Below are 26,179 nucleotides of genomic sequence, written 5' to 3' on the forward strand. Positions count from 1 at the left end.
ATTAACTCATAACCAGCCTTGCCTCACAGTTAAAAAAGCTAGTGCAAGGACCAAATAGTAATTTCAGATGTTTTTCGTTTAGATACATTGTATGGTGATATTTGTGCGTGAATAGGAGACATTTTTTGTCTCATAGGCACGTACAAATAAGCCATACTGTGGAGCTAAAGAAAAACATGAAATACTATTGAGTCATGCACTAGCTATAATAACCTTCAAGGCAAGGCGTCTGTTTAGATTATTATTCATCCCTAGTCAATTCATCCATAACTTCTTTTACGGTTTTAATTTCATTCTGCTCAAATGCATTGGCACCGCAGAACAATAGCGCATCGTCCACATGGCCTTTTGCCGCATTAATTAAAGCATCCGTAATACAGTAAGGGATGTCTCTTTGATTACAGTGTTCTAAGCAGGAATGGCAGCTTGTCACCGGTATTTTTTCAAGAGAAGCTTTTTCCATAAATTTATTCCGTATTGCACGCCCCGGCATACCTACCGGACTTTTTACAATCATGATATCTTCTTCTTTCGCATTCAAATATGCATTCTTATAGTTGATATGGGCGTCACATTCTTTCGTTGTAACAAATTTAGATGCTATTTGAACTCCTGCTGCACCTAAATTCATATAATAATCAATATCTTCACGATTTCGAATACCACCGGCAACAATTACCGGAATAGAACAATTTTTCTGTTCTTCCCACTCTTTCGCCAGCTTAATGATATCTTTAATCTCTTGATCGTAATTTAATTCTTCAATATTCTCTAATTGTTCAAGATGAAATCCAAGATGTCCACCAGCTTTTGGTCCTTCTACTACAAAAGCATCCGGATACACACCATGTTTCTTATCCCACATCTTAAGGATAATATTTGCTGCTTTTACAGAAGAGACAATCGGTATTAACTTTGTTTTAGTCTTACCAGCAAGGGCGGGAAGATCCAGTGGAAGTCCTGCTCCTGATATAATAAGGTCAATACCATTAGAAACTGCTTCTTTCACATATTTTCCGTAATTCTTTGTAGCAACCATGATATTTACACCTATAATTCCTTTTGGTGCCAATTCTCTGGCTCTTTTTATATGCTTTCCAATTGCTCTTAAATTCGCTTCCAGTGGTTTTTTATCAAAATCTTCTTCCTTGAAACCAATTTGGGCAGTAGATATGATTCCGATTCCACCTTCTGCTGCAACTGCTCCAGCTAAGGAACTTAAACTAATTCCTACTCCCATTCCACCTTGAATGATAGGAAGTCTTGCTGTGAGCTCTCCTATTACTAATGGTTTTAATTTCATTGCAAATTCTCCTATCTACATTTTACGAAAACGGTCATATCGTTCTTTTACCAAAGTATCAACGTCTTTTCCTTTGTGAGCCGCTATAAAATCATTGATACCCTGTTTCATTTGATCCGTAACTCTATCTATATTTTCAAGACTGACTGGTTCTTCTTCTTTAATTACTTTTTCAATGATACCGTGGTGTTTTAGATCATCTGCCGTAATTTTCATAATCTCTGCTGCTTCTGCACTACGTTTGCTGTCCTTCCAAAGGATGGATGCGAATCCTTCCGGAGAAAGGATAGAATACGTTGAATTCTCTAACATCCAAACTTCATTGGCAACTGCCAGCGCCAGCGCACCACCGCTGCCACCTTCACCGATTACAACAGATAAAATAGGCACTTTCAGGCTGGACATCTCAAAAAGATTTCTTGCAATTGCTTCTCCTTGACCTCTTTCTTCTGCTTCCATACCACAAAATGCACCTGGCGTATCTACAAAACATATAATCGGCCTATGAAATTTTTCTGCCTGCTTCATAAGACGAAGGGCTTTTCGGTACCCTTCCGGATATGGCATACCGAAATTTCTTCGAATATTTTCTTTGATATTTCGCCCTTTTTGCTGACCTATAATTGTTACAGAAATGCCATTAATAACACCAATGCCACCAATGATCGCACCATCATCCCGAAAAGCTCTGTCTCCATGTAATTCTAAAAAGCTGTCGAAGACTCCCCTGATATAATCAAGAGAAGTTGGTCTTTCTGCACTTCTTGCTATTTGCACTCTATCCCAGGCTCTTAATTGATTTTCCACGTAATCAACTCCTTACTAGCGTATATAAAACTTGTTTCATATTCTTACGCTCTACAATCTTATCGATGAGTCCGTGTTCTAATAAGAACTCAGCCCTTTGGAAACCTTCCGGCAATTTTTGACCTATTGTCTGCTCTATTACTCTTGGGCCAGCAAACCCTACTAATGCATCAGGCTCTGCAATAATAACATCACCAAGCATGGCAAAACTTGCTGTTACACCGCCGGTAGTAGGATCTGTAAGAACTGAGACATATAATAATCCTGCTTCATCATGTTTCTTTAAGGCACCACTTGTCTTGGCCATCTGCATAAGAGATACAATACCTTCCTGCATTCTTGCACCACCAGAACAACAGAAGATAATCACAGGAAGTCTTCTGCCCGTTGCCGTCTCTATGGTTCTCGTTATCTTCTCCCCAACTACTTCACCCATACTACCCATTAGGAAGTCTGGAGACATGACTGCAATCGCAACAGGAATATCCTTTATCTTACCTTCCCCAGTGATAACTGCCTCATCTAATCCGGTTAGTTTTTTAAGATGGGTGATCTTCTTTTGATATCCTGGAAACTCCAGTGGATCGCTGGTCTCTAAGGAAGTATTCCACTCTATGAAACTGTCCGTATCCAGAATCATACTTAATCTGGTTCTTGCATCTATTCTAAAATAGCTGCCGCATTTAGGACAAATATGATAATTTGCAATAATATCTTCCGTATATACTGTATTTCCACATGCCGCACATTGTTTGAACAAACCTTCCGGCACTTCCGGTTCATTCATACTCCTGGCTATTTTTTCTTTTATTTTACTATGTTTCTTTTCCGATACAGATTCTGTTGTTTTCTTGAATAATTCTTTTAACACGATTTCACCTACTTTTCAGATTCCGTTGATTTATTTTTCATTAATCTCTCGATAAAACCAGTATCCACATTACCATTTTTAAAATCTTCATTACGAATTAACTCATATTGAAAATCTATATTGGTATCGATTCCTTCTACAATGAATTCACCCAAAGCACTCTTCATCTTATGAATTGCTAACTCTCTCGTTGCATCATGAACAATTAACTTTGCAACCATTGAATCATAGTATGGAGGAATCTTATAGCCGGAATAAAGAGCAGAATCTACCCTGATTCCCATTCCTCCCGGGAAATGAATGTTACTGATAAATCCTGGACATGGCATAAAATTCTTATCCGGATTTTCAGCATTGATCCTGCATTCAATCGCATGCCCATTGATTTTGATATCCGCTTGTGTAATACTTAGTTTTTCGCCGTAAGCAATTCGAATCTGTTCCTTAATCAGATCAACTCCAGTAACCATCTCTGTAACTGGATGTTCTACCTGAATTCTTGTATTCATCTCTATAAAATAGAAGTTATTTTCTTTATCTAATATAAATTCAATGGTGCCCGCATTATAATAACCGGCTGATCTTGCAGCTTTCACTGCTGCGTCACCCATCTCTTTTCTTAATTTATCGTCAATAACAATAGACGGAGCTTCCTCTATCATCTTTTGATGTTTTCTCTGGAGGGAGCAATCACGTTCACCTAAATGAATTACATTCCCGTGCTTATCCGCAAGGATCTGGAATTCAATATGTCTTGGATTCTTTATATATTTCTCAATGTACATTGTTCCATCAGAAAATGCATTTTCAGCTTCTTTCTTAGCTGTATTAAAGTTGCTGATAAAATCATCTTCTGCTTCTGAAACTCTCATACCTTTGCCACCACCACCGGCACTTGCCTTGATCATTACTGGAAATCCAATTTCCTTAGCAAATTTTAATGCAGCATCTGCATCATATACAGGTTCTTTTGTCCCGGGTACTACTGGTACATTGGCTTCTATCATGGTATTTCTTGCTTCCGATTTATTACCCATCTTATCAATGACTGATGAAGAAGGTCCTATAAAGGTTATATTACATTTTTCACACATACAGGCAAACTTACTATTTTCAGATAGAAAGCCAAATCCTGGATGGATTGCTTCTGCTTTTGTAGCTATGGTAGCACTAATAATACTCTCCATATTAAGATAACTTTCCTTAGAAGGTGCTGGTCCGATACAAACAGTCTCATCTGCAAGTTGTGCATGTAATGCATCCTTATCTGCTTCTGAACACACTGCCACTGTACGAATTCCCATCTCGCGACAAGCTCTTATGATACGAACTGCAATTTCACCTCGATTGGCAATTAATATCTTTTTAAACATATTGCTCTCCTTATCCGACCATGAAGGTTATTTCTGCTTCTACAGCAATTTCTCCATCAACATATGCCTTACCAAGTCCCACTCCAACAGGCCCTTTCAATTTGGTAAGTTCTACTTCCAGGATTAAAACATCTCCTGGTACCACTTTACGACGAAATCTTGCTTTATTAATACCACCGAAATATGCAGTCTTTCCTAAGTGTCTCTCTTCAGAAAGAATCAATACGGCTCCAACCTGGGCAAGTGCTTCTACCATTAAAACACCTGGTACCACCGGTTCTTCCGGAAAATGGCCTGCAAAAAACGGTTCATTATAAGTAATACATTTGCGTCCAACTGCTCTTTTTCCTAATTCCAATTCATCAATTCGATCAATCAAAAGAAAGGGCGTTCTATGTGGGATTATCTTTTGTATCTCTTTTATACCTAACATGATATATCTCCTTATTTGTTTCAAATCCAGTTAATTGGGAACATCAATAGACAAAGAATAGAGTTGCCCAATTATTTATTCTCAATAATACGGATCAGTGGTTGACCGTACTCTACCATCTGTTCATTAGATACTAAAACTTCATCCACCACCCCATCATATTCACTTTCAATATGATTCATTAGTTTCATAGCTTCTACTATTCCAATGATCTGGCCTTTTTTCACCGTATCTCCAACCTGTACATATGGTTTTCCGCCTTCTGCCTGTGCTTCATAAAAAGTTCCAACTAATGGTGAAGTAATTAATTTACCTGGTTTTTCAGTAACGATATTCACTTCTTCATTATTATTGACCACAACAGATGAATTTACTTTTACAGGTGCCTCTGCAAAAGTAACTCCTCTATTCGCCTCTAGGGAAAGTTTCATATTTCCTTCTTCTAAAGTAAAAGAACTCAGAGAAGATTTTGAAACCACATTAATTAACGTAATAATTTGTTCCATATCCATGGTGTCGCCCTCCTTATTCAACATACTTTTTCACCATAATGCTTCCATTATGTCCACCAAATCCTAAAGAATTACTGATGGCATAATTTACTTCTTTTTCTACTGGTTCTTTTGTATAGTTTAAGTCAAGCTCTTCATCTGGCACTTGATATCCGGCAGTAGCATGGATATAATTCTCCATAACTGATTTTACACAGGTAATAAATTCAACTGCACCTGCCGCCCCTAATAGATGACCTGTCATGGATTTTGTTGAGTTCACATTTAATTTATACGCATGATCACCAAAAGCTCTTTTTATCGCAATTGTTTCAAATAAATCGTTGTGATGTGTACTTGTTCCATGGGCATTAATATAATCAACGTCTTCCGGGCTGATTCCAGCTTCTTTTACGGTAAGAAGCATAGCTCTGGCTGCCCCCTCACCATCTTCTGCTGGAGAAGTGATATGATATGCATCACTTGTTGCACCATAACCTACAACTTCTGCTAATATCTTGGCACCTCTGGCTTTCGCATGTTCCAAAGATTCAAGTATTACTACACCTGCACCCTCACCCATGATGAATCCACTTCTCTCTTTATCAAAAGGAATCGAAGCTCTCTTAGGGTCTGTTGCTGTGCTAAGTGCTGTTAATGCGCCAAATCCGGCAATACCAAGAGGAGTGATTGCAGCTTCTGTACCACCCGCAACAAAGGCATCAGCATCCCCACATTGAATGGAACGATAAGCTTCACCAATGGAGTGAGTACCTGTTGCACATGCAGTAACAACATTTATACTTTTTCCTTTTAGTCCAAAGGCAATTGAAACATTTCCAGCCGCCATATTAGATATCATCATAGGTACCATAAGTGGTGAAATTCTATTTGGTCCTTTGTTTAATAATTTTTCATGGTCTTTTTCTAATACTTGAAGACTACCAATCCCTGAGCCTACAGAGATACCAATTCTGGTCAGATCTTCTTTTTCCAGGTCAAGACCTGCATCCTGAATAGCCTGAGCACTTGCGGCAACAGCATATTGGCAGAATAGATCCATTCTCTTAGCTGTCTTAAAATCCATATATTCTGTTGGATCAAAATCATCAACCTGTGCTGCCAATTTCACTTTGTAATCAGAATTGTCAAAACGGGTTAAGTCTTTAATTGCTACTGTTTGATTTTTTATATTACTCCAAAATTTATCTACACTATTTCCAATAGGTGTAATAACACCCATACCTGTAACTACTACTCTCTTCATAAAATCTCCTTTCGTTACATGCCCATGCCGCCATCGACTCCGATGGTCTGGCCGGTAATATAACCTGCGTTTTCTGATGCCAGAAATGCAACTGTGTGAGCAATATCCATAACTTTTCCCATTCTCTTTAATGGTATTCCAGATAAAATTTGTTCTTTCACATTATCACTTAAAACATCTGTCATCTCAGTTTCAATAAATCCTGGTGCTATGGCATTTACTGTAATTCCTCTGGAAGCGAATTCTCTTGCAAGGGATTTTGTCATCCCGATGATTCCGGCTTTAGAAGCAGAATAATTTGCCTGGCCTGCATTACCTGTAACTCCCACCACAGAAGACATATTGATAATTCTACCTGATCTTTGTTTTAACATATTTTTAGAAACATGTTTTATACAGTTAAAACTACCTTTTAAATTCGTTGCAATTACATTATCAAAATCTTCTTCACTCATTTTCAGAATGAGATTATCTCTTGTGATTCCTGCATTATTCACTAATATGTCAATATGTCCAAATTGTTTCTCTATATCAGAAATCATTGTTTTGCATGCTTCAAAGTCAGAAATATTACATTGATAACTAATAGCGCTCCCGCCATTCTCTTTTATTTCATTCACAACTTCTTCCGCTTTTTCTTTTGATCCCTGATAGTTTACAATAACTGTAGCTTTATCATTCGCCAGGGTAATAGCAATCGCCCTGCCAATTCCTCTACTTGCCCCTGTTACCAGAGCTATCTTACCTTCTAGCATTTCGGTACCTCCTGCAACTTTTCCAAATCAGATATTTTTTCAATATTTATGGTTATGCACTCTTTTGAGATCTTTTTCACAAAAGAAGTGAGTGTTTTACCAGGTCCTATCTCAATAAAAGTATCTACTCCGTTCGCTATCATTTGTTCTACACTTTGCTGCCACATTACAGAGGATGAAACCTGATCTACCAATAAATTTTTAATTCCTTCTCCTTCTGTAACAAACTGTGCATTTGTATTATCTACATATGGAATAACTGGCCTATGAATCGTAACAGAATCTAAAACTTTACCCAGTTCCTTTCCTGCTCCCTCTAACATGGGTGAATGGAAAGGACCACTTACATTAAGAGGCAGTACTCTCTTAGCTCCTGCTTCCTTAATACGTATCCCCGCTTCCTCTACTGCTTTCGCCTCACCGGATATAACAATCTGCCCCGGGCAGTTATAATTTGCAACTGTCACAATCCCCGGTGTTTCTTCGCAGATTTTACTTGTCAGCTTTTCATCTAACCCTAAGACTGCAGCCATGGCTCCCAGTCCTACAGGTACTGCCTCCTGCATTAAAATTCCACGTTGCCTTACTACTTTTAGCGCATCTTCAAAAGTTAAAACTTTGCTGGCCACCAGCGCTGGATACTCTCCCAGGCTGAGTCCTGCAGTAACATCTGCTTTCACTCCCATAGATTCCACTTTTCTTAGAATAGCAATACAAACTGTTAATATGGCTGCTTGTGTATACTCTGTAATATTTAATTGTTCATTCTCTGTAAAACAAATTTCTGCAATATCTATATTAAGTATCTCTTTTGCTTTATCAAATATTTCTTTACTTTCTTCATATGTTTCATAAAAGTCCTGCGCCATACCTATGTATTGGGCACCTTGACCTGGAAATATAAATGCGGTTTTAGCCATTACGATCTTTTTCCTTTCCATGTATTTCCATTATTATTTTGATTATCAAAGTATTTGACAAAAAAATATATTTGTCGCGAAGACAAATATATTCTAATTCATATCTCCTTCGGGAATCCATTATAGATTTTGCTTAATCTCTTACCTTTAATATTGTATTTGCTTCTTCTATAATTTCTTCAATAATCTCTTTGCAAGATTGTTCTTTGCTGACTAAACCTGCAATTTGTCCCGCCATAAGCGATCCATTTACAGTGTCTCCCTCCACAACTGCTTTCTTTAGAGACCCAAGAGTTAAAAGCTCAAGTTCTTCGAAACTTGTTCCGGCTTTCTCTAATTTAAGGTACTCTCTTGTCATGTTATTACGTAAAGATCTTACCGGATGTCCTGTAGAACGTCCTGTTACTGCTGAGTCTATATCTTTTGATTCAATAATCTTTTTCTTATAATTATCATGTACAATGGATTCATGAGAAACAACAAATCTGGTTCCTATCTGACCTGCTTCTGCCCCTAATGCAAATACTGCAGCCAGACCTCTGCCATCACCAATTCCACCGGCTGCAATTACGGGAATATTAACTGCATCTACAATCTGTGGTATCAAAGCCATAGTGGTAAGTTCACCAATATGTCCACCGGCTTCACATCCTTCTGCAACAACAGCATCAGCTCCATATTTCTCCATTCTTTTCGCTAATGCCACGGAAGCAACTACAGGGATGATTTTGATTCCTGCTTCTTTCCACATGCCAATATATTTTTCTGGATTTCCAGCACCAGTCGTTACCACTTTTACATCTTCTTCTACAACTAATCTGGCAATTGTCTCCGCATGAGGGCTTAGTAACATAATATTGACCCCAAATGGATTCTTTGTTAATTCTTTTGCTTTTCTGATTTCAGCTCTGACAACTTCAACTGGAGCATTCCCAGCTGCAATAATTCCTAACCCACCCGCGTTTGATACTGCGCTTGCAAGATGATGTTCAGCTACCCATGCCATTCCACCTTGTATAATTGGATACTTTATCTGAAGCAGCTCACATATTCTTGTTTTCATATACTATCCTGACCTTTCTTTGTAGAAATATTTGTTACAGTCCACAGATGTAGCAAAGTGAAATCAAGCTTAATGCTGAACTGTAATATTATAATATATTATGCTTCTACACCTTTGTCTTTTAAATAACTAATAACACCTTCAACAGTTGCTATATTGGCAAGGTCCTCTGCTGGAATTTCTACTTCATATTCTTCTTCAATAGCCATAACAAGTTCAAATAAATCCAAAGAATCTGCTCCTAAGTCTTCTTTAAAACTTGAAGTTAATTGAATTTCTGATTCCTGTACATTTAATTGATCTGCTATGATTTTTTTAATATTTTCTAACATATAATAGTCTCCTTTAATTCATCCTTCTGACAAAATTCATCATATTTTGAATTTCAAATTATTTGATATTCAAAATATAATACGAATCATTTCTTTTGTCAAGGAAAAAAAGTTGTATCAATTTTTCTAAAATTAATACAACTTTTTATATTCAGATGAACCATTGTCTTTCTCTAAATTATTACATTTTCATTTTATTATCAATCAAAGCTGCTTTAACTTCAGTATTTTTCGTTGAAATTAATGCTTTTTTAGGTTCGATTCGGTAAGCTATTGCCTGTTTGTAAATTTTAATATCTACCTGGCTGAAATTACCACCAAATTCCCCATCCAGAGTCCATGGAACTTCCTCTTTTGCTTCTATTGACATACGATTGGTCCGAAATGAATAAATTAAATTGGTACTTGTGTCTTTGGTTATCAGAGTATTGATAATAGCCTGTAATTCAATTGGATTCTTAGGAACTTTAATAAGACATATTTCAAACAGACCATCATCTAATAAAATTTCCTTGCCTATAAAGCCTTTGAATCCTCCCACAGAACTGGAATTGGTTATCATGCCAAATATAAATTCTTCTTCTATGACCTTATCATCATATTTTACTATCATTTTATAACTTTTTAGACTTGGGAGGCGTTTCATTCCTTCTAACAGATAAGCAACCCGGCCGAGGGTGTTTTTAATTGTCTGGGGCGTTTCGTAAGACACTTCCGTAAAAGCTCCAAATGCCGCAACATAAGCAAAAAATTCATCATTCACAGAGCCTACATCGTAATAATAAGGTTCTCCGTTCACTGCCACTTCTGCTGCCCTTAAGATATTTTTAGGTATTTTATGACTGGCAGCAAAATCATTCGTTGTTCCAGCCGGCAGGTACCCTATTTCCGGACGTTTTTCAAGGGTCATTACACCAGCCGTTACTTCATTAAGTGTTCCATCCCCTCCGGAACAGACAATTAAATCATACTCTTTCGCACTATTTTTCACGATCCTGGTGGCATCCTGTTTCCCTCTTGTAGCATATATTGTCACTTCATAATCTGCTTTTACAAAGATTTCAACAATATCAGACAATCTGGTTTTAATCTTACCTTTTCCTGCATTTGGATTATAAACAAATAACATTTTTTTCTTCATATCATCCCAACTTTCTTAAAGTGGCATTATTTTTCTAAATCGGTGATGAACATGGCATCCCCAAAACTAAAAAAACGATATTTCTCTTCTACTGCAATTTTATAAGCATTTAAAACATTCTCTCTTCCTGCAAGTGCAGAAACCAACATAATTAGCGTTGATTCTGGTAAATGGAAGTTCGTAATTAATGCATCTAATATTTTAAATTTATATCCTGGATAAATAAATATTTCGGTATTTCCACTGCAGGCCTTTAGCATTCCATTCTCATCCCCAGCAGATTCTATAGTTCTGCAGCTTGTAGTACCTACACATATAATACGTCCGCCATTCTTCTTCGTATTATTAATAATATCTGCGGCTTCTGAATCAATCTGATAGAATTCTGAATGCATATGATGTGCTAAGATATCCTCTTCCTTTACCGGACGAAATGTTCCAAGACCAACGTGGAGCGTCACATTAGCAATGGCTATCCCCTTTGCCCGAATCCCATCTAATAATTCATTGGTAAAGTGGAGACCTGCAGTAGGTGCCGCTGCAGATCCTTCATATTTTGCATATACGGTCTGATAGCGATTTTTATCTTTTAATGTATGGGTAATATATGGAGGAAGTGGCATTTGACCTAATTTATCAAGGATTTCTTCAAAGATACCTTCATAATGGAATTTTACAAGGCGGTTTCCTTCCTCTACTATGTCAACCACTTCAGCTCTAAGAAGCCCCTCCCCAAATACCAGTTTTGCACCTTTTTTGGCTTTTTTCCCTGGTTTCACAAGAGTCTCCCATATATCTCCTTCATTACGTTTTAATAATAGCAATTCCACACTGGCTCCTGTATCTTCTTTAGATCCTATCAGCCTTGCCGGAATAACTTTTGTATTATTTAAAACCAGGCAGTCACCTGGTCGTATATAATCAATGATATCCTTAAATATTTTATGCTCTGTCCTGCCAGTTTCCTTGTCTAAAATTAATAATCTTGAACTGGATCTGTCTAATAAAGGATCCTGGGCGATCAATTCTTCTGGTAAGTAAAAATCAAAATCTTTCTTCTTCATGTATTCTCTCTTTTCCTATATCTTCTTGTATTGTTGCATACCTTTAGTTAGTATACCAACTTTATTCATACCATATGCTTTCATAAATTACGCAGATTAGGAGCTTAAAAACTACGTTTTTAAGCTCACGTTGCACTTATCCATGAGACTCAGAACACTTATTCAAGCAAGCTTGATAAGTGTTCTGAGTCTCATGGACTAATCTGCTTATCGTGGATATTATAACATCAATTCTAATATCAGTCTATAATTCTAAGTTTAAGATTCTTAAAAATATATAAATTTTTCCATAAATATTCAGTATCAATATGTTCTATAAATTTACTTCCTTGTAAAATTTTTTACTAACTATTCATAGAAGAAACTATATTATCCTGATAATTTGCTGTGCAGAAATTGTCAGGATAATATAGTTTCTTCTATAATAATACTAATATTCTATAAAAATGTTTCTATGAAAATTAAACACATACTTTTTTATCTAACATCCACGCAGTACCAAAATAAGTAATGGCAATAAAACACGATGTATATAAACAATTCATAATAATATAAGTTTCACTGAAATTACCACCAATTGTTTTTTCTGTTATAAAAGAATATAGGAAATTGATAACTAAAAAGATTGCAAAACTTACGACCCCTTTAAACTTTTTATTTGCTAAAAATGTTGTACTTAAAGTTATCGAGAAAAATCCAATGGTCATGATACTGATCCAGCTAAGCAGAAGCAGAAGAAAGATAAGTAATACTGTTTTTGTATCCACATTTGCTTTTATAATTTGTTCTGCTGTAGTTACAATCATATCCCTGATTTCTGCCAGCATATCGTATTTTGCAATAACTATCCCTATATCTGCAATACCAACCAATAAAAATGCAAATCCAGTGACTAATACCTGAATTCCTGCAGTTAATACTTTAGCCCCAACAATCTGATAACTTGATCTAGGTGTTAAAAATAGCATGTAACTACGCTTTGAATTTAAATCATTAGAATAAGTTATTATATTTTCAAAAGCTACATAAAGGATGGAAGCATACGTAATTAATAATAAAAATCCAATGCTCAGTCCTAATACCTTTTCATTACTTGATAATATACCAAATAAAAATACTATTTCAAGAAGTGCTAAAATAGCCAAAATAATTCCTTTGGAAAATGCTTGTTTTCTTAATTCATATTTCATTAATTTTATCATTTTACTCTCCCTATCTACGCATAAATCTCTTTATAAATTTCTACAATTGACTTGCCCTTAGTTTCTCTTAAATCTTCTGCATCACCGATTAATTCCAGCGAACCATTCTTAATGAATATGGCATGATCGATGATCTTCTCTAATTCATCTACAAGATGGCTTGATATCACTATTGTCTTATTCTCTTTTGCTGATTCAAGTATGGTAGTGATGATATTTTCCCTTGTTATAATATCAATCCCATTAAGTGGTTCATCTAACATATAAAGTTCTGCATCTCTTGCAAGTGTTGCGGCAATCTTTAATTTAGCTGCCAGACCGGAGGATAAACTTTTAGCCTTATCCTTCATATTCAAATCCATTCTCTGAACTAAATCTTCATAACGTTTTTCATTAAAATCAGGAAAGAAATCCTTATAGTATCTGCCAACATCCCTTACCGTCATATAGTTATAAAAAAAAGTTTCAGTTGGCATATAAGCGATTGCTGCTTTGGATTCTACACCAATAGGAAGTCCCTGATAAGTGATTGATCCATTGGTAGGTTTTATTAGTCCTGCGACCATTTTCATAAGAGTCGTTTTTCCACTTCCATTTGGTCCTAATAAAGCATAAATCCTTCCGCTGTCAATTTCTAAACTTATTCCATTTACTGCTGTTTTTGCTATATATTTTTTAACGACATTTTTACATTCTAACATTTTTATACTCCTTTTAAACTTTATAGTTTTCTTCTCTAATACTTTTTCTCTAAGATCCCAATGACTTCTTCTTTTATAAATCCCAGGTTTTTCATTCCCATAATAAAATCTTCTATTAACTGCTTGGACATATCTGCCTTCATTTCTAATAATTTATTCTTATCTTCTGTTACATAGGTACCAAGACCTCTTTTGGTAAAACATATCTCATCCATTTCAAGTTCTTTATAAATGCGGCTTGCTGTATTGGGATTGATTTTATATTGTAATGCTAAATCCCTGCCCGATGGAAGTTTTGTTCCCAAACTTAAGTTGCCTTTTATAATATTCATCTTTATATCATCAATTACTTGAATATATATAGGTATATTATTGTTAAAATCCATCCTTTTCCTCCTTCCATAATATTCACTACAGAACGCATACCAGTGTCATAGTCATATAGTACACTGGTATATTAGTATTGTCAAGTACTTTTTAATATAATATTAAAAATATCCTGAAAAATGTTTGGTCATGGACAAATAAATGCTTTGGACTTTTAACTTTAATTGGGTCTGTTCTATATTTAATATCAGCTTTGCTTTTATTATCCAATCAAAATATAGAATACTCAAAAACAATCAATAAATTTGGATTATTCTATCTTTTATTTTCTTTTGTCGTGACAGAAATATATGTATTTGTTAAAAAAGTCAAAAATAAAAATTAATATTATAATGATTATCACTTGATACTTCCACATGTTTTTTATAAAATATATTTGAGTGTTAATTTAGATAAATTACATATTGGAAGAAACGAGGACATATAGATACGATTCTCGTTGATTTACGAATTTTAAAAGGGGAAAGAATATGACTTTTTATGATGGCAGATCTGGTTTTATAACAGTGGTTTCCGGACCGATGTTTGCAGAGAAAAGTGGAGAATTGGTCAATCGATGTATGAAAGAAGAAAAATATGCCGGTAAAAAAGTGATCGCATTTAAACCAAGTAATGATAATCGATTTGCCGAAGATGAAATCGTAAGTCGTTTAGGGCTTAAAATGAAAGCTGTTTCTATCAATAAGATGATTAATGATGATTTGGAAGAAGAAATACTTAAGTCAAGTAAAGGCTGTGATATCGTAGCTTTTGATGAGGCGCAATTCTTTAGTGAAAAAATTGTTGATATTGTATTGGAAATTGCTTATCGCGGCAGTCATGTTATTGTAGCGGGACTTGATCTTGATTTTAGAGCCAAACCTTTTGGCTATATGGGAGAATTAATGACAATTGCAGATGAAGTAATTAAAAAGACTGCATTCTGCCCATGCTGTGGACGCCCTGCCCGTTTTACCCAAAGATTAGTAGATGGTTTTCCTGCCAAAGAAGGACCCATCGAATTGATCGGAGATACTGACAGCTATGAACCCCGCTGCCGCAATTGTTACGTACCTCCATTTAAAGCTTAATAAATCAAAAACAGCGTATATATAACTATGGTATAATCGTACCCTCGTTATAATATACGCTGTTTCGATATTATCACATATAATCTTAATTTATTATTTCTTCTTTACAGTAAAATTTAATATTAGAGAAATTACAAAACAAAGAATACTAGGTATCAAAAATATTACTCCATGAATGACATAATAAACATCAATCGGCGTAGAACCATATGAAGGGAGGGTCTTATTATAATAATCATAATGTATATATACTAAACCACCCAAAAAACATATCAGTAATACAATACTAAGTCCAAATAAAACTTTAACCAACGTAGGTTTCATCTCTTATACTCCTTCACAAATTCAATCTACCTGTATACTAATATAAATTTACACAAAATTCAATATAGCATATCAATCAGCAATCCTCTTCATTTTATAAGTGATATATATTTAATAACATTCTATTTCCTTTATATAGAATTCCTTTCCACTTAATAACTCAAAGTTTTTACTTCCACATACTGTACATATGCCATGATTCTCTAAAACTCTAAACACTTTTTTACAATCCGTACACAACCCGTTGGCAGATAAAACTTCAATTTCTAACTCAGAACCTTCTAATATGGTTCCATCAACTGCTGCCGGATAAAGTTTCATCATATATTTAGGAATCATTGAAGAGAGCTCACCTATTTGTAAAACCAAAGTTTCTATTTTTTTAACATCATTCTCTAATGCATATCGTTCTACACTCTTTACAACTTCCAGTAAAACTCCGATCTCATGCATATTACTTCTCTCCTCTGTTTAAGGCTTAATATTATAAGAAATGTTAATCTCTTTGAAAGATATTCACTGCCTTTTTCACTGCAATCTTTCCCTTACGTTTTATGATGTGTTTTAATACTACAGGTTTTAAATTTTCAAAGGCTACCCCTTCGCCGTCATATTTCCGTATCAGTGATATTGCATCGAACTTACATTTCATCGTACATGCGCCACATCCTACACATAAAAATTCATCTACTACAGTAGCGCCACAGCTAAGACATCTTTTTGTTTCTTCCATAACTTGTTCCATAGTAAAAGTACCCCGTAGATCTTTAAAGGTTTCTTTGGATCTGGAACCATCCACATGACCCATACTCTGTCTTGGAAGGCTATCATACCCTTCAAAATCAAGATTTTGTTTATCCAGAGATTGATACTCTCTTCTATCACGGCCAATGATTAAACTTTGTCCTGGCTGAACATAGCGGTGAATTGAAATCGCCCCTTGTTTGCCTGCTGCAATTGCATCAATTGCAAATCTGGGCCCGGTATATACATCGCCACCAGTGAATACATCCGGCTCATTGGTTTGGTAAGTAAACGGATCTGCTTTTACTGTATTGTTTGGGTTTAACTCTATCTTACTATCTAAAATAAGATTGCCATAGTCTATAGCCTGCCCTATAGAAATTACTATATTGTCTGCCTCTGCAATGATCGTATTATCTTCATCGTAGATTGGGTAGAATCTGCCATTTTCATCAAATGCTGAAAGACATTTCTTCAATTCCACCGCTGTGATCCGGCCATCTTTCACAAGAATTCTCTTTGGTCCCCATGAATTATGGATCACAATGTTTTCTGCCATTGCTTCTTCAATCTCTTCCTCCAGAGCAGGCATTTGTTCACGGCTTTCCAGACAGTACATTGATACATTGTTTTCACCTAATCTCATGGCTGTTCTTGCAACATCAATTGCTACATTACCACCACCGATCACAACTGTCTTACCTTTAAATTCATTAATTTTTCCTAAATTAACATTACGTAAGAAATCAATACCGGTAATCACTCCGTCTGCATCTTCTCCTTCAATTCCAAGCTTTCTTCCGGCCTTTGCTCCAATTGCAAGATAGAATGCTTCATATCCCTGATCCCTTAAATCATTTAATGTAATATTTTTGCCAACTTCAATACCTGTTTTGAATTTAACCCCTAATTCTCTTAGTATATCGATTTCCGCATTCACTATATTCTTTTCTAACCGGAAAGAAGGGATACCAAGTGTCAACATACCACCGAGCACTTCTTCCTTCTCAAATACCGTGACATTATATCCATCAATACTTAAATAATAAGCGCAGGAAAGACCTGCAGGTCCTGCTCCGATGACAGCTATTTTATTACCATATTCATGACGTTTTTCAGGTATGTAACGCTCCTCTTTGTTCAAATCCTGTTCTGCAATAAATTTTTTGATTTCATCAATTGCTATAGGTGAATCAATATCTCCTCTGGTACAGGCAGATTCACATTTTCTTGGACAGACGCGGCCGCATACTGCAGGGAATGGATTTTCATGCTTAATAAGTTCAAGGGCTTCTGTATATCTTCCTTGAGATGCCAGTTTAATATAGCCTTGTATTGCTATATGGGCCGGGCATTCTGTTTTACAAGGGCTGGTTCCGCTATCAACCACATCTTTTCGATTGATCCGGTAGTCAGGATTCCATTTTTCAGGGCCCCATTCCATATCACGGGGAGTTTCTATTTTCTTTTTTGGCAAAGGTGTAACCGTACATAATTTCTGACCCAGCTGTAATGCATTTACCGGACATGTTTCCACACATTCACCGCATGCAACACATTTATCCTTATCTACATGGGAAACATAATTGGAACGAACCATATCCACATTCTTAAACATTTCAGCAGTTCTTAAAGCCAGACAGGAGCAACCACAACAGTTGCAGATCGCATGTGTCTTTCCGGAACCATCCAGATTTGGAATCTGGTGCATCAGGCCATTTTCTTCTGCCTTCCTGATAATCTCAAAAGCTTCCTCACGGGTTATTTGGCGTCCTCGCCCTGTGCGGATATAATACTCAGCGGCATGGCCCATCTGGATACACATATCTTCCTTCAAATGACCGCATCCTTCACCCATAGCTTCCCTTGCAGTACGGCAGGAACAATCAGAAACAGAAAAGATATTATTGTCATTTAAATATTTAGACACTTCTTCGTAAGAAGCTCTTCTTGTTTCTCCATCAATAGCTTTTTCGATTGGTATCACTCTCATTAAACCAACGCCAACTGGAAATGCTCCTGTTGTTCTAGGACCTCTTACTCTTCCATATGCTTCAAATGCTTCCGCAATTTGAGGAAATTTTTTTACATTTTCCTTGTGGTTTACCATCATTTCCATAATTCCCGGAACCCAGGTATCATACCAATAGGTGTCCACCCCATCAATTTCATTTACAAAACAGACACCGGCATCCGCTAATTTCCATAATAGTTCTTCTGTTTTCTCTAATGATTTGCCACACAAAGGAGCAAGTTCTTTGGCAGTGGTCTTTTTACGTATCTCCATACAAAGTACTACTTCCGCCATCTCTTCCGTCACAACAGGTTCTAAGATCATATATTCCGGATCTTTTTCTGTAATACCATTTTTTGAGCCCATTTTCTTTCGACTGATATGATTTGCCAATTCCAATACCTTCGTTTTTACCATTCCATAAACCTCCACCTTTAGTTTTTATTAATTTTCATTCCATTTTTTTACTTCATTGCGAAGCCAATCCGCCCATTCCTCAATTCCTTCCCCAGTTTTAGCCGAAATTGTTATAATTTTAACATTTGGATTTAAACGTTTTGCATGTTCTATGCAGGCTTCCAGATCAAACTCAAAATAATCCAATACATCGATCTTATTAATTAGTAAAACATCTACAATAGAAAACATCAGCGGATATTTTAGCGGTTTATCGTCTCCTTCCGGAACACTGAGAATCATGGCATTTTTTGATGCGCCTGTATCAAATTCTGCCGGACATACCAGGTTTCCTACATTTTCTAAAATAGCACAGTCTATTTCATCTGTCTCCAGAGCCTCTAAGCCTTGTTTTGTCATATCCGCATCAAGATGACACATTCCCCCTGTGTGAAGCTGTATTACCTTTACTCCGGTTTCAGAGATGGTACGGGCATCCACATCAGAATCAATATCTGCTTCCATTACCCCAATTTTCATTTCATCCTTTAAGGTATTGACTGTCTTTACCAATGTTGTTGTTTTCCCTGAGCCAGGGGAAGACATAAGGTTTAATAGAAAAGTTTTATTCTTTTTAAGTTCTTTTCTTAAAATTTCTGCCTGCCGGTTGTTGTCATCAAAAACATTCTGTTTTATTTCTAAAATTTTAAATTGACTCATTCAATTTCCCTCCTATTTACTTTATTACATAAAAAGGAGATTGCAAAACACACAAATAATATGCTCTTTTGTTTTGCAGCCTCCTTTTGGATTACTCAGCTAATGCTTTTATTTCCTTATATTTCTCCAGGTCAACATATAATTCAGAAGTATATGGATTTCTTTTTGTTTTTATTGCTTTATAGATCATGTAGATACAAACAATGATATTGGCAGCAAGTGCCGCAAAACTCCAGAAGAACAATGGAGTTCTATTATATGTAGATGCTACTGCAAATGCGCCCTCATCAATAAATGCCGGGAATGTCTGGGCAAACATGCACCATAATGCTAATGTCTGGGCACGATGCTGTAACCATGCACCTTTTCCAATGGTAAATGCACATAAAGTCGGAGCTAATAATAAGGCAAATCCGCAATACCATGCATGACCCGGCAGACAGTTGTATGTATAGGCAAAATTCCACAAATCATATGCAATGATCCAGAACCAGAGCATATCCGGCCAAAGCATGTCTTTGCTGCCATCTTTCTTTGTAACCCTGCGGATACAGATTCCAAACCATCCGGTAATGGTAATAATGTTTAAAATCCCTGCTGCTGCATTCATAAAATTCCATGAACCGCCAAGTACATACATGGCGTCATCCGCAAGGATACCTCCTTGTGGGTAAGTCAGACCAACCTGGATATCTCTGGCTACTGCTTCTAAAATATTAATTGCTAAAATTAATGGCGGGAAACACAAAGCCCATTTATTCTCTGATAACCTCCAGGTTTTTCCGGTCTTTTTACTGGTACCATGTAAATGTCTTATGCACCAAAATCCAATGCAGCCGGCTGTTGATGAATATACCTTTGCCAAGTGAAACCAATCTGTATATGTAGTATCTTTTAAAACGGTAAACCATAAAACTGATAAAATCCCAGGTAATACTATGAAACAGATAAAACCAACGGATATATATCTTCTTGATAATTCATTTGCTATAAATAATATGGCAAATACTAAAATCCACACAAGCCAGACCATTACTGCACTGGCTCCTGCATCATAATTAAAACGAAACATCTTATCGCTCCCTTTCCCTATCCTTCATTATACGTTCTGCATCTGGTCATACCAATATGCATATACCACTATATGTCTATTATCTAACAATCTCGAAAAAAGTCAATAATTATAAATTTATTCGGCATTTTTATTATAATCCATACTTGTTTTTAGACAAATGATACAATATAATTGGAGTGTGGTACCTGGACAGACCAGTGACAGAAAGGAGCAAAATATGGAATTCACAAAATTATCCGCACCATCGCTAAAAGAATTATTTGTACAGGAATTAGAAGGAATGATTTTATCTGGAAAATTAGCGGTAGGAGAAAAATTGCCTCCGGAACGTGAAATGGCTAAGACTATGCAAGTCAGCCGTACCGTTGTAAATAGCGGCATTCTGGAATTGTCCAGAAAAGGGTTTCTGATCATAAAACCACGTGTTGGTACTTTTATAGCAGACTATCGGCGGACAGGAACCCTTGAGACACTTATCTCCATACTTAAATATAACGGTGGTGTTCTAAGATCTGGTGAAATCCGCTCCATCCTTGAAATACGCCTCGCATTAAGTGAACTTTCCTTCAGACTGACCATTCCTAAACTAACAGAGAAAGATATAAACTCTCTTCGTAAATATGTAGACGGTATTGGAAAATCCTCAACAAATAAAGAAGCCAGTGAAAGAGCCTTCGAATTTCATCATGAGCTTTCCATTCTATCTGGCAATATGCTTTTGCCGCTGGTTTATTATTCGTTTAAAGAAGCAGTGCTTATGCTTTGGGAAAGATTTTGCATTCTCCATGGCCGGGAAAAATTATTTACAAATACAGAGACCCTTTGGCAGTTTATTGAAAAGAAAGATGTGGAAGGAGCTATCTGTTGGTCTAAGAAAACCATATATGATACCATTCAGGGTAAAGATCAAATATATTATTGACATTTTATTACCTGTAAATTTTCACTATAACAAAGATTTTATCCTATGTAACACAGATTTCTATATATGAGGTAAAGGGGCTTTTGCAAAATATATTTTCTGGAATTTAGAAGAAACTTTATATTTCGAGAAATATAAAGTTCTTCTCAATATTCAGAGAATCTTATCTTTTTGCAAAATCCCCTTTATCTTTTGGCTGATATGCAATCAGAACTATATCATTTTCTGCCTTTGAACTTAAGGTTTTTTCTAATTCAGATATATTTTTAACATCTTCCTCAGAGATCTTAGCGATATTAAAATCTTCAAAATTTTTATTTTCCATAAAGAATTCTCCTTCCTGGAATAGTATGTGTAATATTTCGATATAGATACAAACAAAAAAATAGAATAATCCGCTATTTATAATAACGGACTATTCTCTCTTATCTGATAACCGGTCAAAACCATATCTGAATTAAATTTCCTTTTCTTCTTTCCCTGCTAAATAATTAATAAATTGTTGTGCCGTCCGTCCTGAGATTCCACCATGGCTTAACTCCCATATATTTGCTTCCCGACATAATTCTTCCTCTGACAATTTAATATTTGCATGATTTTTAGCTAATTCTTTCACTATCTCAAAATATTCTTTTTGTGTTGGTTTGGAATAATTAATAGAAATTCCAAATCTGGCAACCAGAGATAATTTTTCCTGCATAGTATCAGAATGATGCAGCTCATCTTTAGAAATATCAGAGCGGTCGCTCCATGTCTCTCTTATAAGATGTCTTCGATTTGAAGTTGCATAAATTAAAACATTGTCTGGCTTTGTTTCCAGGCCGCCTTCAATGACTGCTTTTAGATATTTATATTCGATTTCAAATTCTTCAAAAGATAAATCATCCATATATATAATAAATCTGTAATTTCGATCTTTTACACTGGCAATTACCGCTGATAAGTCTTCAAACTGATGCTTATAGATTTCTATCATTCTAAGTCCTTGGTCATAATATTCGTTTAATATAGCTTTTACACTTGTTGATTTACCTGTACCACTATCACCAAACAGAAGAACATTATTGGATTCTCGTCCCTCAACAAAGGCTTTCGTATTATCCACTAATTTTTTCTTTTGGATTTCATATCCAATCAGATCACTTAGGAGAATCTCCTGTGTATTCGTAATAGGAACTAACTCAATTTCATTCTTCTCTTTTTTAATTCGAAAAGCTTTATTTAAACCAAATTTGCCAACTCCATAGTCTTTATAGAAATTCATCACGACTGTAAATATTTCATTTTCATCTTTACTATTTTCGATTTGTTTACTTAATAACCTTACTTTATCACTGACACTTTTGTTATATCTTTTGCCGCTCTTTTTAACAGCCTTATAATTTAGAATAATTTGAAAGCAATTAATATCTAACTCAGCTTCTATTTTTGAAAAATCATAATCAAAAAGTGCTTTAAATATTTTAAAATCATTTCTTGCAAATTGATTCACACTGCCTTCATTGGCCCCAACTTTTTCACTTGTAATGGCAAAAGGATTTTCATTGGTTGCAATCAGGTAGCTTAAATAATTATGCCATAAATTTTCATCAAATCCATAAATTGTTGCTATATCAAGCAGCTTATGAATCTGTTCATAAATTCTAGTGATAATATCTTCTTTCTTCCCATGATCGTGCTCATAATCTTTCATGATATCCGCAAGATTTAATAAGATACAATCCTTACCAAAATCTCTGTAGATTACTAACTTTGATGTTAATTTATACATCTTATCAACCTTCGTTTCTTGTACTCATATTAAATATGAATTAATTAATAAATTTACATACGTTCTGGAGCCTCAAATCCAAGCAGCTCAATACAGGTATTCAGAATACCATAAGCGAGTGTAATAAGAGAGATCCATGAATCTCTTCTCTCTGGATTTTCTTCTGAAATGATTTTGTTGCCGTGATAAAACTTATTAAAGGCATTCGCCAGATCATAAATATACTGACATACCCTGTTTGGTGCATTTTCTGCAAATGCATTATATATGGTTTCATTAAGCTTACTTATTTCAAGCATAAGAGCTGTCTCGCTTTCACTTGAAGGCGGCATGATCTTAATATCCTCTTTTATTTCTTTTCCTGTTATTTCTTTATATTTGTTAAGAATTGATTTAATGCGGACGATGGTATAAAGGATATATGGACCGGTATTCCCTTCAAAAGAAGTAAATCGTTCAATATCAAAGATATAATCTTTTGATACCTGATTGGATAAGTCTCCATATTTTATTGCCGCCAGTGCCACTTTCTTAGCAATATCCTTTGCTTCTTCTTCAGGCATCTCACGATTACTCATAATCATCTTATATACTTCTTCATTTACCAAAGATATTAGATTTTCAAGTCTCATGACTCCGCCATCTCTTGTTTTAAATGGCTTGCCATCTTTCCCATTCATGGTACCAAATCCTAAGAACGTTAAATCTACCTCTGTATCTAATAATCCGGTTTTCTTGGCACATCTGAAGACCTGGGTAAAATATAGCTCCTGTCTTTTATCTACAACATATATGATTCCATCTGGCTGAAATAATTTTTTGCGTTCTACCATAGTTGCAAGATCTGTTGTGTTATATAAGGTAGCTCCGTCTGATTTTAAGATCATGCAAGGAGGCATTTCTTTTGTATCTGTCTCTTCCTTTACATCTACAACCAAAGCACCTTCGCTTATTCTTGCATGTCCGCTCTCTTTTAGATATTCCACCATATCCGGGATATACTCCTGGGCATCGCTTTCTTTCTTCCAAAGATCAAATTCAACATTCAAATTTTCATAGTTCTTCTTCAAATCCGTAATAGATACATTTAAAATATGATTCCACAAAGCAACATATCCTTTGTTCCCATTTTGAAGCAGGAAAGTTGCATTCTTGGCTTCTTCCTTATATTCTGGATGTGACTTGGAATATTCATTGGCTGCCGGATAGATTTCCTCAAGTTCTGAGATGGTAAAAGGAGCCTCTGCCGGATATTCACCTTCAAAGCTTTCATCAAAATACACCAGTTCCGGCTTACGTTTCTTTAACTCAGTAATGATCAGGCCCATTTGTAATCCCCAGTCTCCAAGATGAACATCTCCGATTACATTATGTCCAAGAAATCTTGCTATTCTTTTCACACTTTCACCAATAATGGCAGAACGAAGATGACCTACATGAAGAGGTTTTGCAACATTAGGTCCGCCGTAATCAATCACAATTGTTTTCGGTGAAACAGTTTTTTCACAGCCAAAATAATCAGCAGTTTTCATTTCATTTATATAATTTCCCAGAAACTCTTCACTTATTGTAATATTAATAAATCCTGGCATAATCGCTAGAATATCTTTAAATGTATTACTTTCAGATAATATATCTACCACTTCATTGGCAATAACGATAGGTGCCTTCTTGTATGCTTTGGCAGCTGCCAGGGCTCCATTACATTGATACTGACATAAATCCGGTCTGTTAGATAGTGTGACCATGCCATATTCTTTGTCATATCCGCATTTGTCAAATGCTTCTTTGATTTCATTTGAAATTAAATCGATTATTTTCTTCATCGTTTCCTCCAAGGCTTGCTTAGCATAAATAAACATTTATTATTAATGAATTTTCATTTAATATTGTATTTATTTATTATTTATCTTTTATTGCTTATTATATAAGTTCCATTTTTACTTGTCAATGACGATTCGCCTGATTAAGTACCAGTTATGAAGCTGATAACATTTACAATATTTATACATACTTTTAATAAAATATAACAATTTACTAAGAAATTATATTTTTTGTCATAAAACCCTATATTTTTTATAACAAATAGTGTATATTATATATAATATATTTCTCATAGCGAAAGGAGACATAACATGTTCGGACATTTTTTAGGGGATTATCTTGTAAAAAATAATCTTATTACAAAATCCCAACTAGATATGATTGTTGAATATCAGAAAACATTAAGAGTTAAATTAGGTACTATAGCTATTACAGAAAAACTTTTAACCAGCAGACAGGCAGATGAGATTAATAACCTGCAGATCAAAATGGATAAAAGATTTGGTGATATTGCTATTGAACATGGATATTTAACAGAGGAACAGGTTGATTTCTTATTAAATCTGCAGGGCAGCCCGTATCATCAATTTGTTCAGGCATTAATAGACAAAACAGATATGACACAATCGGATATTGAAAAATATGTGAAGGGATATCAAGAAGAGAACCTTTTATCTGATGATAATCTGGAAGCTATAAAAAGCGGCGATATAGATCGAATTGCCCCAATTTTCACTACTACTGACAATCCATTATGTAATGATCATATAGGCTTGGCACTTCGTAATATTATCCGTTTTATTGATAATCAGATTTTGATCAAGAAATACTATTCTGTTACAGAATATTCTTTTGATAATTTAGCAAGCCAATTCTTAAAAGGAGAACATAATATATTGTTTGGTTTTGCCGGTAAAGATGATTCATTACTTTCTATTGCAAATCCTTTCGCAAAAGAAAACTTTAGTGAAGTCGATGAAGACGCTTTTGATTCAATCTGTGAGTTTATAAATTGCATAAATGGTTTATTTGCATCAAAGCTAAGTGATGAAGATATTGATATTGATTTATTACCACCTGTTTCATATGCAGGCCAGAAATTAATTGCAAACGGTAATATCTATGTTATACCGGTTGTGATCAGTGGAAATGAAGTTGATTTATTATTATCAATGGATAATGCAATTGATGTAATACAATAAACATTTA

General features: G+C 35.3%; 25 protein-coding genes and 1 pseudogene. 3 read left to right on the top strand and 23 right to left on the bottom strand.

The genetic code is table 11. The features are described 5' to 3' along the window. Positions 1-241: 241 nt before the first annotated feature. The 15 genes and pseudogenes from EDD66_RS12135 to EDD66_RS12210 all read right to left on the bottom strand — a co-directional run bounded on the left by EDD66_RS12135 (position 242) and on the right by EDD66_RS12210 (position 14,109). On the bottom strand, positions 242-1,303 hold the full coding sequence (locus EDD66_RS12135; protein WP_123609857.1) for an NAD(P)H-dependent flavin oxidoreductase: 1,062 nt from the start codon (positions 1,301-1,303) through the stop codon (positions 242-244). 15 nt (positions 1,304-1,318) lie between these two features. Then, positions 1,319-2,981, bottom strand: a pseudogene (locus EDD66_RS18945) (acetyl-CoA carboxylase carboxyltransferase subunit alpha). An 8-nt stretch (positions 2,982-2,989) separates the two neighbouring features. Further along, positions 2,990-4,354 carry an acetyl-CoA carboxylase biotin carboxylase subunit gene (locus EDD66_RS12150; protein ID WP_123609860.1) on the bottom strand — a complete coding sequence of 455 codons (1,365 nt, stop codon included), beginning with the start codon at positions 4,352-4,354 and terminating at the stop codon, positions 2,990-2,992. A 10-nt stretch (positions 4,355-4,364) separates the two neighbouring features. Next, the gene (gene fabZ, locus EDD66_RS12155) at positions 4,365-4,787 is read right to left on the bottom strand and encodes a 3-hydroxyacyl-ACP dehydratase FabZ (protein WP_123609861.1); all 423 of its coding nucleotides are present in this window, start codon (positions 4,785-4,787) and stop codon (positions 4,365-4,367) included. A gap of 71 nt (positions 4,788-4,858) precedes the next feature. Further along, on the bottom strand, positions 4,859-5,299 hold the full coding sequence (gene accB, locus EDD66_RS12160; protein ID WP_123609862.1) for an acetyl-CoA carboxylase biotin carboxyl carrier protein: 441 nt from the start codon (positions 5,297-5,299) through the stop codon (positions 4,859-4,861). Between the two features lie 13 nt (positions 5,300-5,312). After that, on the bottom strand, positions 5,313-6,545 hold the full coding sequence (gene fabF / locus EDD66_RS12165) for a beta-ketoacyl-ACP synthase II (protein WP_123609863.1): 1,233 nt from the start codon (positions 6,543-6,545) through the stop codon (positions 5,313-5,315). A gap of 14 nt (positions 6,546-6,559) precedes the next feature. Continuing rightward, entirely contained in the window at positions 6,560-7,300 is a 741-nt protein-coding gene (gene fabG, locus EDD66_RS12170) for a 3-oxoacyl-[acyl-carrier-protein] reductase (protein ID WP_123609864.1), read from the bottom strand. Continuing rightward, positions 7,294-8,220, bottom strand: a complete 927-nt coding sequence (gene fabD, locus EDD66_RS12175) for an ACP S-malonyltransferase (protein ID WP_123609865.1) — start codon at positions 8,218-8,220, stop codon at positions 7,294-7,296. The genes fabG and fabD overlap by 7 nt, the downstream gene beginning before the upstream one ends. Before the next feature lie 133 nt (positions 8,221-8,353). Beyond that, positions 8,354-9,283, bottom strand: coding sequence for an enoyl-[acyl-carrier-protein] reductase FabK (gene fabK / locus EDD66_RS12180; protein ID WP_123609866.1), 930 nt, complete (start codon positions 9,281-9,283; stop codon positions 8,354-8,356). A gap of 98 nt (positions 9,284-9,381) precedes the next feature. Beyond that, complete coding sequence (gene acpP / locus EDD66_RS12185) at positions 9,382-9,615, bottom strand: acyl carrier protein (protein WP_123609867.1); 234 nt, start codon at positions 9,613-9,615, stop codon at positions 9,382-9,384. Between the two features lie 181 nt (positions 9,616-9,796). Further along, the gene (locus tag EDD66_RS12190) at positions 9,797-10,756 is read right to left on the bottom strand and encodes a diacylglycerol/lipid kinase family protein (protein ID WP_123609868.1); all 960 of its coding nucleotides are present in this window, start codon (positions 10,754-10,756) and stop codon (positions 9,797-9,799) included. Positions 10,757-10,782: 26 nt separating this feature from the next. After that, the gene (gene queA, locus EDD66_RS12195) at positions 10,783-11,820 is read right to left on the bottom strand and encodes a tRNA preQ1(34) S-adenosylmethionine ribosyltransferase-isomerase QueA (protein WP_123609869.1); all 1,038 of its coding nucleotides are present in this window, start codon (positions 11,818-11,820) and stop codon (positions 10,783-10,785) included. Positions 11,821-12,281: 461 nt separating this feature from the next. Next, the gene (locus EDD66_RS12200) at positions 12,282-13,022 is read right to left on the bottom strand and encodes a hypothetical protein (protein ID WP_123609870.1); all 741 of its coding nucleotides are present in this window, start codon (positions 13,020-13,022) and stop codon (positions 12,282-12,284) included. A gap of 14 nt (positions 13,023-13,036) precedes the next feature. Next, positions 13,037-13,723: an ABC transporter ATP-binding protein gene (locus EDD66_RS12205; RefSeq protein ID WP_123609871.1), complete on the bottom strand. Its 687-nt coding sequence runs from the start codon at positions 13,721-13,723 to the stop codon at positions 13,037-13,039. 35 nt (positions 13,724-13,758) lie between these two features. Continuing rightward, complete coding sequence (locus EDD66_RS12210; RefSeq protein ID WP_123609872.1) at positions 13,759-14,109, bottom strand: GntR family transcriptional regulator; 351 nt, start codon at positions 14,107-14,109, stop codon at positions 13,759-13,761. A gap of 471 nt (positions 14,110-14,580) precedes the next feature. Between EDD66_RS12210 and EDD66_RS12215 the strand changes: the two genes are divergently transcribed. Then, entirely contained in the window at positions 14,581-15,180 is a 600-nt protein-coding gene (locus tag EDD66_RS12215; RefSeq protein ID WP_123609873.1) for a thymidine kinase, read from the top strand. Positions 15,181-15,273: 93 nt separating this feature from the next. Here the strand turns inward: EDD66_RS12215 and EDD66_RS12220 are convergent, their stop codons facing one another. The 5 genes from EDD66_RS12220 to EDD66_RS12240 all read right to left on the bottom strand — a co-directional run bounded on the left by EDD66_RS12220 (position 15,274) and on the right by EDD66_RS12240 (position 20,450). Beyond that, the gene (locus tag EDD66_RS12220; protein WP_123609874.1) at positions 15,274-15,504 is read right to left on the bottom strand and encodes a hypothetical protein; all 231 of its coding nucleotides are present in this window, start codon (positions 15,502-15,504) and stop codon (positions 15,274-15,276) included. A 111-nt stretch (positions 15,505-15,615) separates the two neighbouring features. Continuing rightward, positions 15,616-15,957 (bottom strand): hydrogenase maturation nickel metallochaperone HypA/HybF, encoded by a 342-nt coding sequence (locus EDD66_RS12225; protein ID WP_123609875.1) that lies wholly within the window; start codon positions 15,955-15,957, stop codon positions 15,616-15,618. A gap of 43 nt (positions 15,958-16,000) precedes the next feature. Then, positions 16,001-18,679: an FAD-dependent oxidoreductase gene (locus tag EDD66_RS12230; protein WP_123609876.1), complete on the bottom strand. Its 2,679-nt coding sequence runs from the start codon at positions 18,677-18,679 to the stop codon at positions 16,001-16,003. A gap of 27 nt (positions 18,680-18,706) precedes the next feature. Beyond that, entirely contained in the window at positions 18,707-19,378 is a 672-nt protein-coding gene (gene hypB / locus EDD66_RS12235; protein ID WP_123609877.1) for a hydrogenase nickel incorporation protein HypB, read from the bottom strand. A 91-nt stretch (positions 19,379-19,469) separates the two neighbouring features. Next, the gene (locus EDD66_RS12240; RefSeq protein WP_123609878.1) at positions 19,470-20,450 is read right to left on the bottom strand and encodes a DUF5692 family protein; all 981 of its coding nucleotides are present in this window, start codon (positions 20,448-20,450) and stop codon (positions 19,470-19,472) included. A 220-nt stretch (positions 20,451-20,670) separates the two neighbouring features. On the opposite strand from EDD66_RS12240, the gene EDD66_RS12245 reads away from it, so the two are divergent. After that, on the top strand, positions 20,671-21,375 hold the full coding sequence (locus tag EDD66_RS12245) for a FadR/GntR family transcriptional regulator (RefSeq protein ID WP_123609879.1): 705 nt from the start codon (positions 20,671-20,673) through the stop codon (positions 21,373-21,375). Between the two features lie 163 nt (positions 21,376-21,538). On the opposite strand, the gene EDD66_RS18485 is transcribed toward EDD66_RS12245, so the two are convergent. The 3 genes from EDD66_RS18485 to argS all read right to left on the bottom strand — a co-directional run bounded on the left by EDD66_RS18485 (position 21,539) and on the right by argS (position 24,972). Next, positions 21,539-21,700 (bottom strand): hypothetical protein, encoded by a 162-nt coding sequence (locus EDD66_RS18485; RefSeq protein ID WP_170164344.1) that lies wholly within the window; start codon positions 21,698-21,700, stop codon positions 21,539-21,541. A 132-nt stretch (positions 21,701-21,832) separates the two neighbouring features. Continuing rightward, positions 21,833-23,146 (bottom strand): ATP-binding protein, encoded by a 1,314-nt coding sequence (locus tag EDD66_RS12250; protein WP_123609880.1) that lies wholly within the window; start codon positions 23,144-23,146, stop codon positions 21,833-21,835. Positions 23,147-23,199: 53 nt separating this feature from the next. Next, entirely contained in the window at positions 23,200-24,972 is a 1,773-nt protein-coding gene (gene argS, locus EDD66_RS12255) for an arginine--tRNA ligase (RefSeq protein WP_123609881.1), read from the bottom strand. Positions 24,973-25,281: 309 nt separating this feature from the next. Here argS and EDD66_RS12260 point away from each other — a divergent pair, with 309 nt between their 5' ends. Further along, entirely contained in the window at positions 25,282-26,172 is an 891-nt protein-coding gene (locus EDD66_RS12260; RefSeq protein WP_123609882.1) for a chemotaxis protein CheX, read from the top strand. Positions 26,173-26,179: the final 7 nt, after the last annotated feature.

The sequence above is a fragment of the Mobilisporobacter senegalensis genome (assembly GCF_003752155.1).
Lineage (GTDB): Bacteria > Bacillota > Clostridia > Lachnospirales > Lachnospiraceae > Mobilisporobacter > Mobilisporobacter senegalensis.

Excerpts from the sequence above, each read along its gene's own strand:
- EDD66_RS12220 (WP_123609874.1), bottom strand. The coding sequence starts at position 15,504 with ATGAAACCTACGTTGGTTAAAGTTTTATTTGGACTTAGTATTGTATTA.
- EDD66_RS18485 (WP_170164344.1), bottom strand. The coding sequence starts at position 21,700 with ATGGAAAATAAAAATTTTGAAGATTTTAATATCGCTAAGATCTCTGAG.
- queA (WP_123609869.1), bottom strand. The coding sequence starts at position 11,820 with ATGAAGAAGAAAGATTTTGATTTTTACTTACCAGAAGAATTGATCGCC.
- EDD66_RS12135 (WP_123609857.1), bottom strand. The coding sequence starts at position 1,303 with ATGAAATTAAAACCATTAGTAATAGGAGAGCTCACAGCAAGACTTCCT.
- EDD66_RS12245 (WP_123609879.1), top strand. The coding sequence starts at position 20,671 with ATGGAATTCACAAAATTATCCGCACCATCGCTAAAAGAATTATTTGTA.
- fabG (WP_123609864.1), bottom strand. The coding sequence starts at position 7,300 with ATGCTAGAAGGTAAGATAGCTCTGGTAACAGGGGCAAGTAGAGGAATT.
- argS (WP_123609881.1), bottom strand. The coding sequence starts at position 24,972 with ATGAAGAAAATAATCGATTTAATTTCAAATGAAATCAAAGAAGCATTT.
- EDD66_RS12190 (WP_123609868.1), bottom strand. The coding sequence starts at position 10,756 with ATGAAGAAAAAAATGTTATTTGTTTATAATCCAAATGCAGGAAAAGGT.
- accB (WP_123609862.1), bottom strand. The coding sequence starts at position 5,299 with ATGGATATGGAACAAATTATTACGTTAATTAATGTGGTTTCAAAATCT.
- EDD66_RS12250 (WP_123609880.1), bottom strand. The coding sequence starts at position 23,146 with ATGTATAAATTAACATCAAAGTTAGTAATCTACAGAGATTTTGGTAAG.
- EDD66_RS12230 (WP_123609876.1), bottom strand. The coding sequence starts at position 18,679 with ATGGTAAAAACGAAGGTATTGGAATTGGCAAATCATATCAGTCGAAAG.
- EDD66_RS12225 (WP_123609875.1), bottom strand. The coding sequence starts at position 15,957 with ATGCATGAGATCGGAGTTTTACTGGAAGTTGTAAAGAGTGTAGAACGA.
- hypB (WP_123609877.1), bottom strand. The coding sequence starts at position 19,378 with ATGAGTCAATTTAAAATTTTAGAAATAAAACAGAATGTTTTTGATGAC.
- fabF (WP_123609863.1), bottom strand. The coding sequence starts at position 6,545 with ATGAAGAGAGTAGTAGTTACAGGTATGGGTGTTATTACACCTATTGGA.
- EDD66_RS12240 (WP_123609878.1), bottom strand. The coding sequence starts at position 20,450 with ATGTTTCGTTTTAATTATGATGCAGGAGCCAGTGCAGTAATGGTCTGG.
- EDD66_RS12150 (WP_123609860.1), bottom strand. The coding sequence starts at position 4,354 with ATGTTTAAAAAGATATTAATTGCCAATCGAGGTGAAATTGCAGTTCGT.
- EDD66_RS12200 (WP_123609870.1), bottom strand. The coding sequence starts at position 13,022 with ATGATAAAATTAATGAAATATGAATTAAGAAAACAAGCATTTTCCAAA.
- fabD (WP_123609865.1), bottom strand. The coding sequence starts at position 8,220 with ATGGCTAAAACCGCATTTATATTTCCAGGTCAAGGTGCCCAATACATA.
- EDD66_RS12260 (WP_123609882.1), top strand. The coding sequence starts at position 25,282 with ATGTTCGGACATTTTTTAGGGGATTATCTTGTAAAAAATAATCTTATT.
- EDD66_RS12205 (WP_123609871.1), bottom strand. The coding sequence starts at position 13,723 with ATGTTAGAATGTAAAAATGTCGTTAAAAAATATATAGCAAAAACAGCA.
- fabZ (WP_123609861.1), bottom strand. The coding sequence starts at position 4,787 with ATGTTAGGTATAAAAGAGATACAAAAGATAATCCCACATAGAACGCCC.
- acpP (WP_123609867.1), bottom strand. The coding sequence starts at position 9,615 with ATGTTAGAAAATATTAAAAAAATCATAGCAGATCAATTAAATGTACAG.
- fabK (WP_123609866.1), bottom strand. The coding sequence starts at position 9,283 with ATGAAAACAAGAATATGTGAGCTGCTTCAGATAAAGTATCCAATTATA.
- EDD66_RS12210 (WP_123609872.1), bottom strand. The coding sequence starts at position 14,109 with ATGGATTTTAACAATAATATACCTATATATATTCAAGTAATTGATGAT.
- EDD66_RS12215 (WP_123609873.1), top strand. The coding sequence starts at position 14,581 with ATGACTTTTTATGATGGCAGATCTGGTTTTATAACAGTGGTTTCCGGA.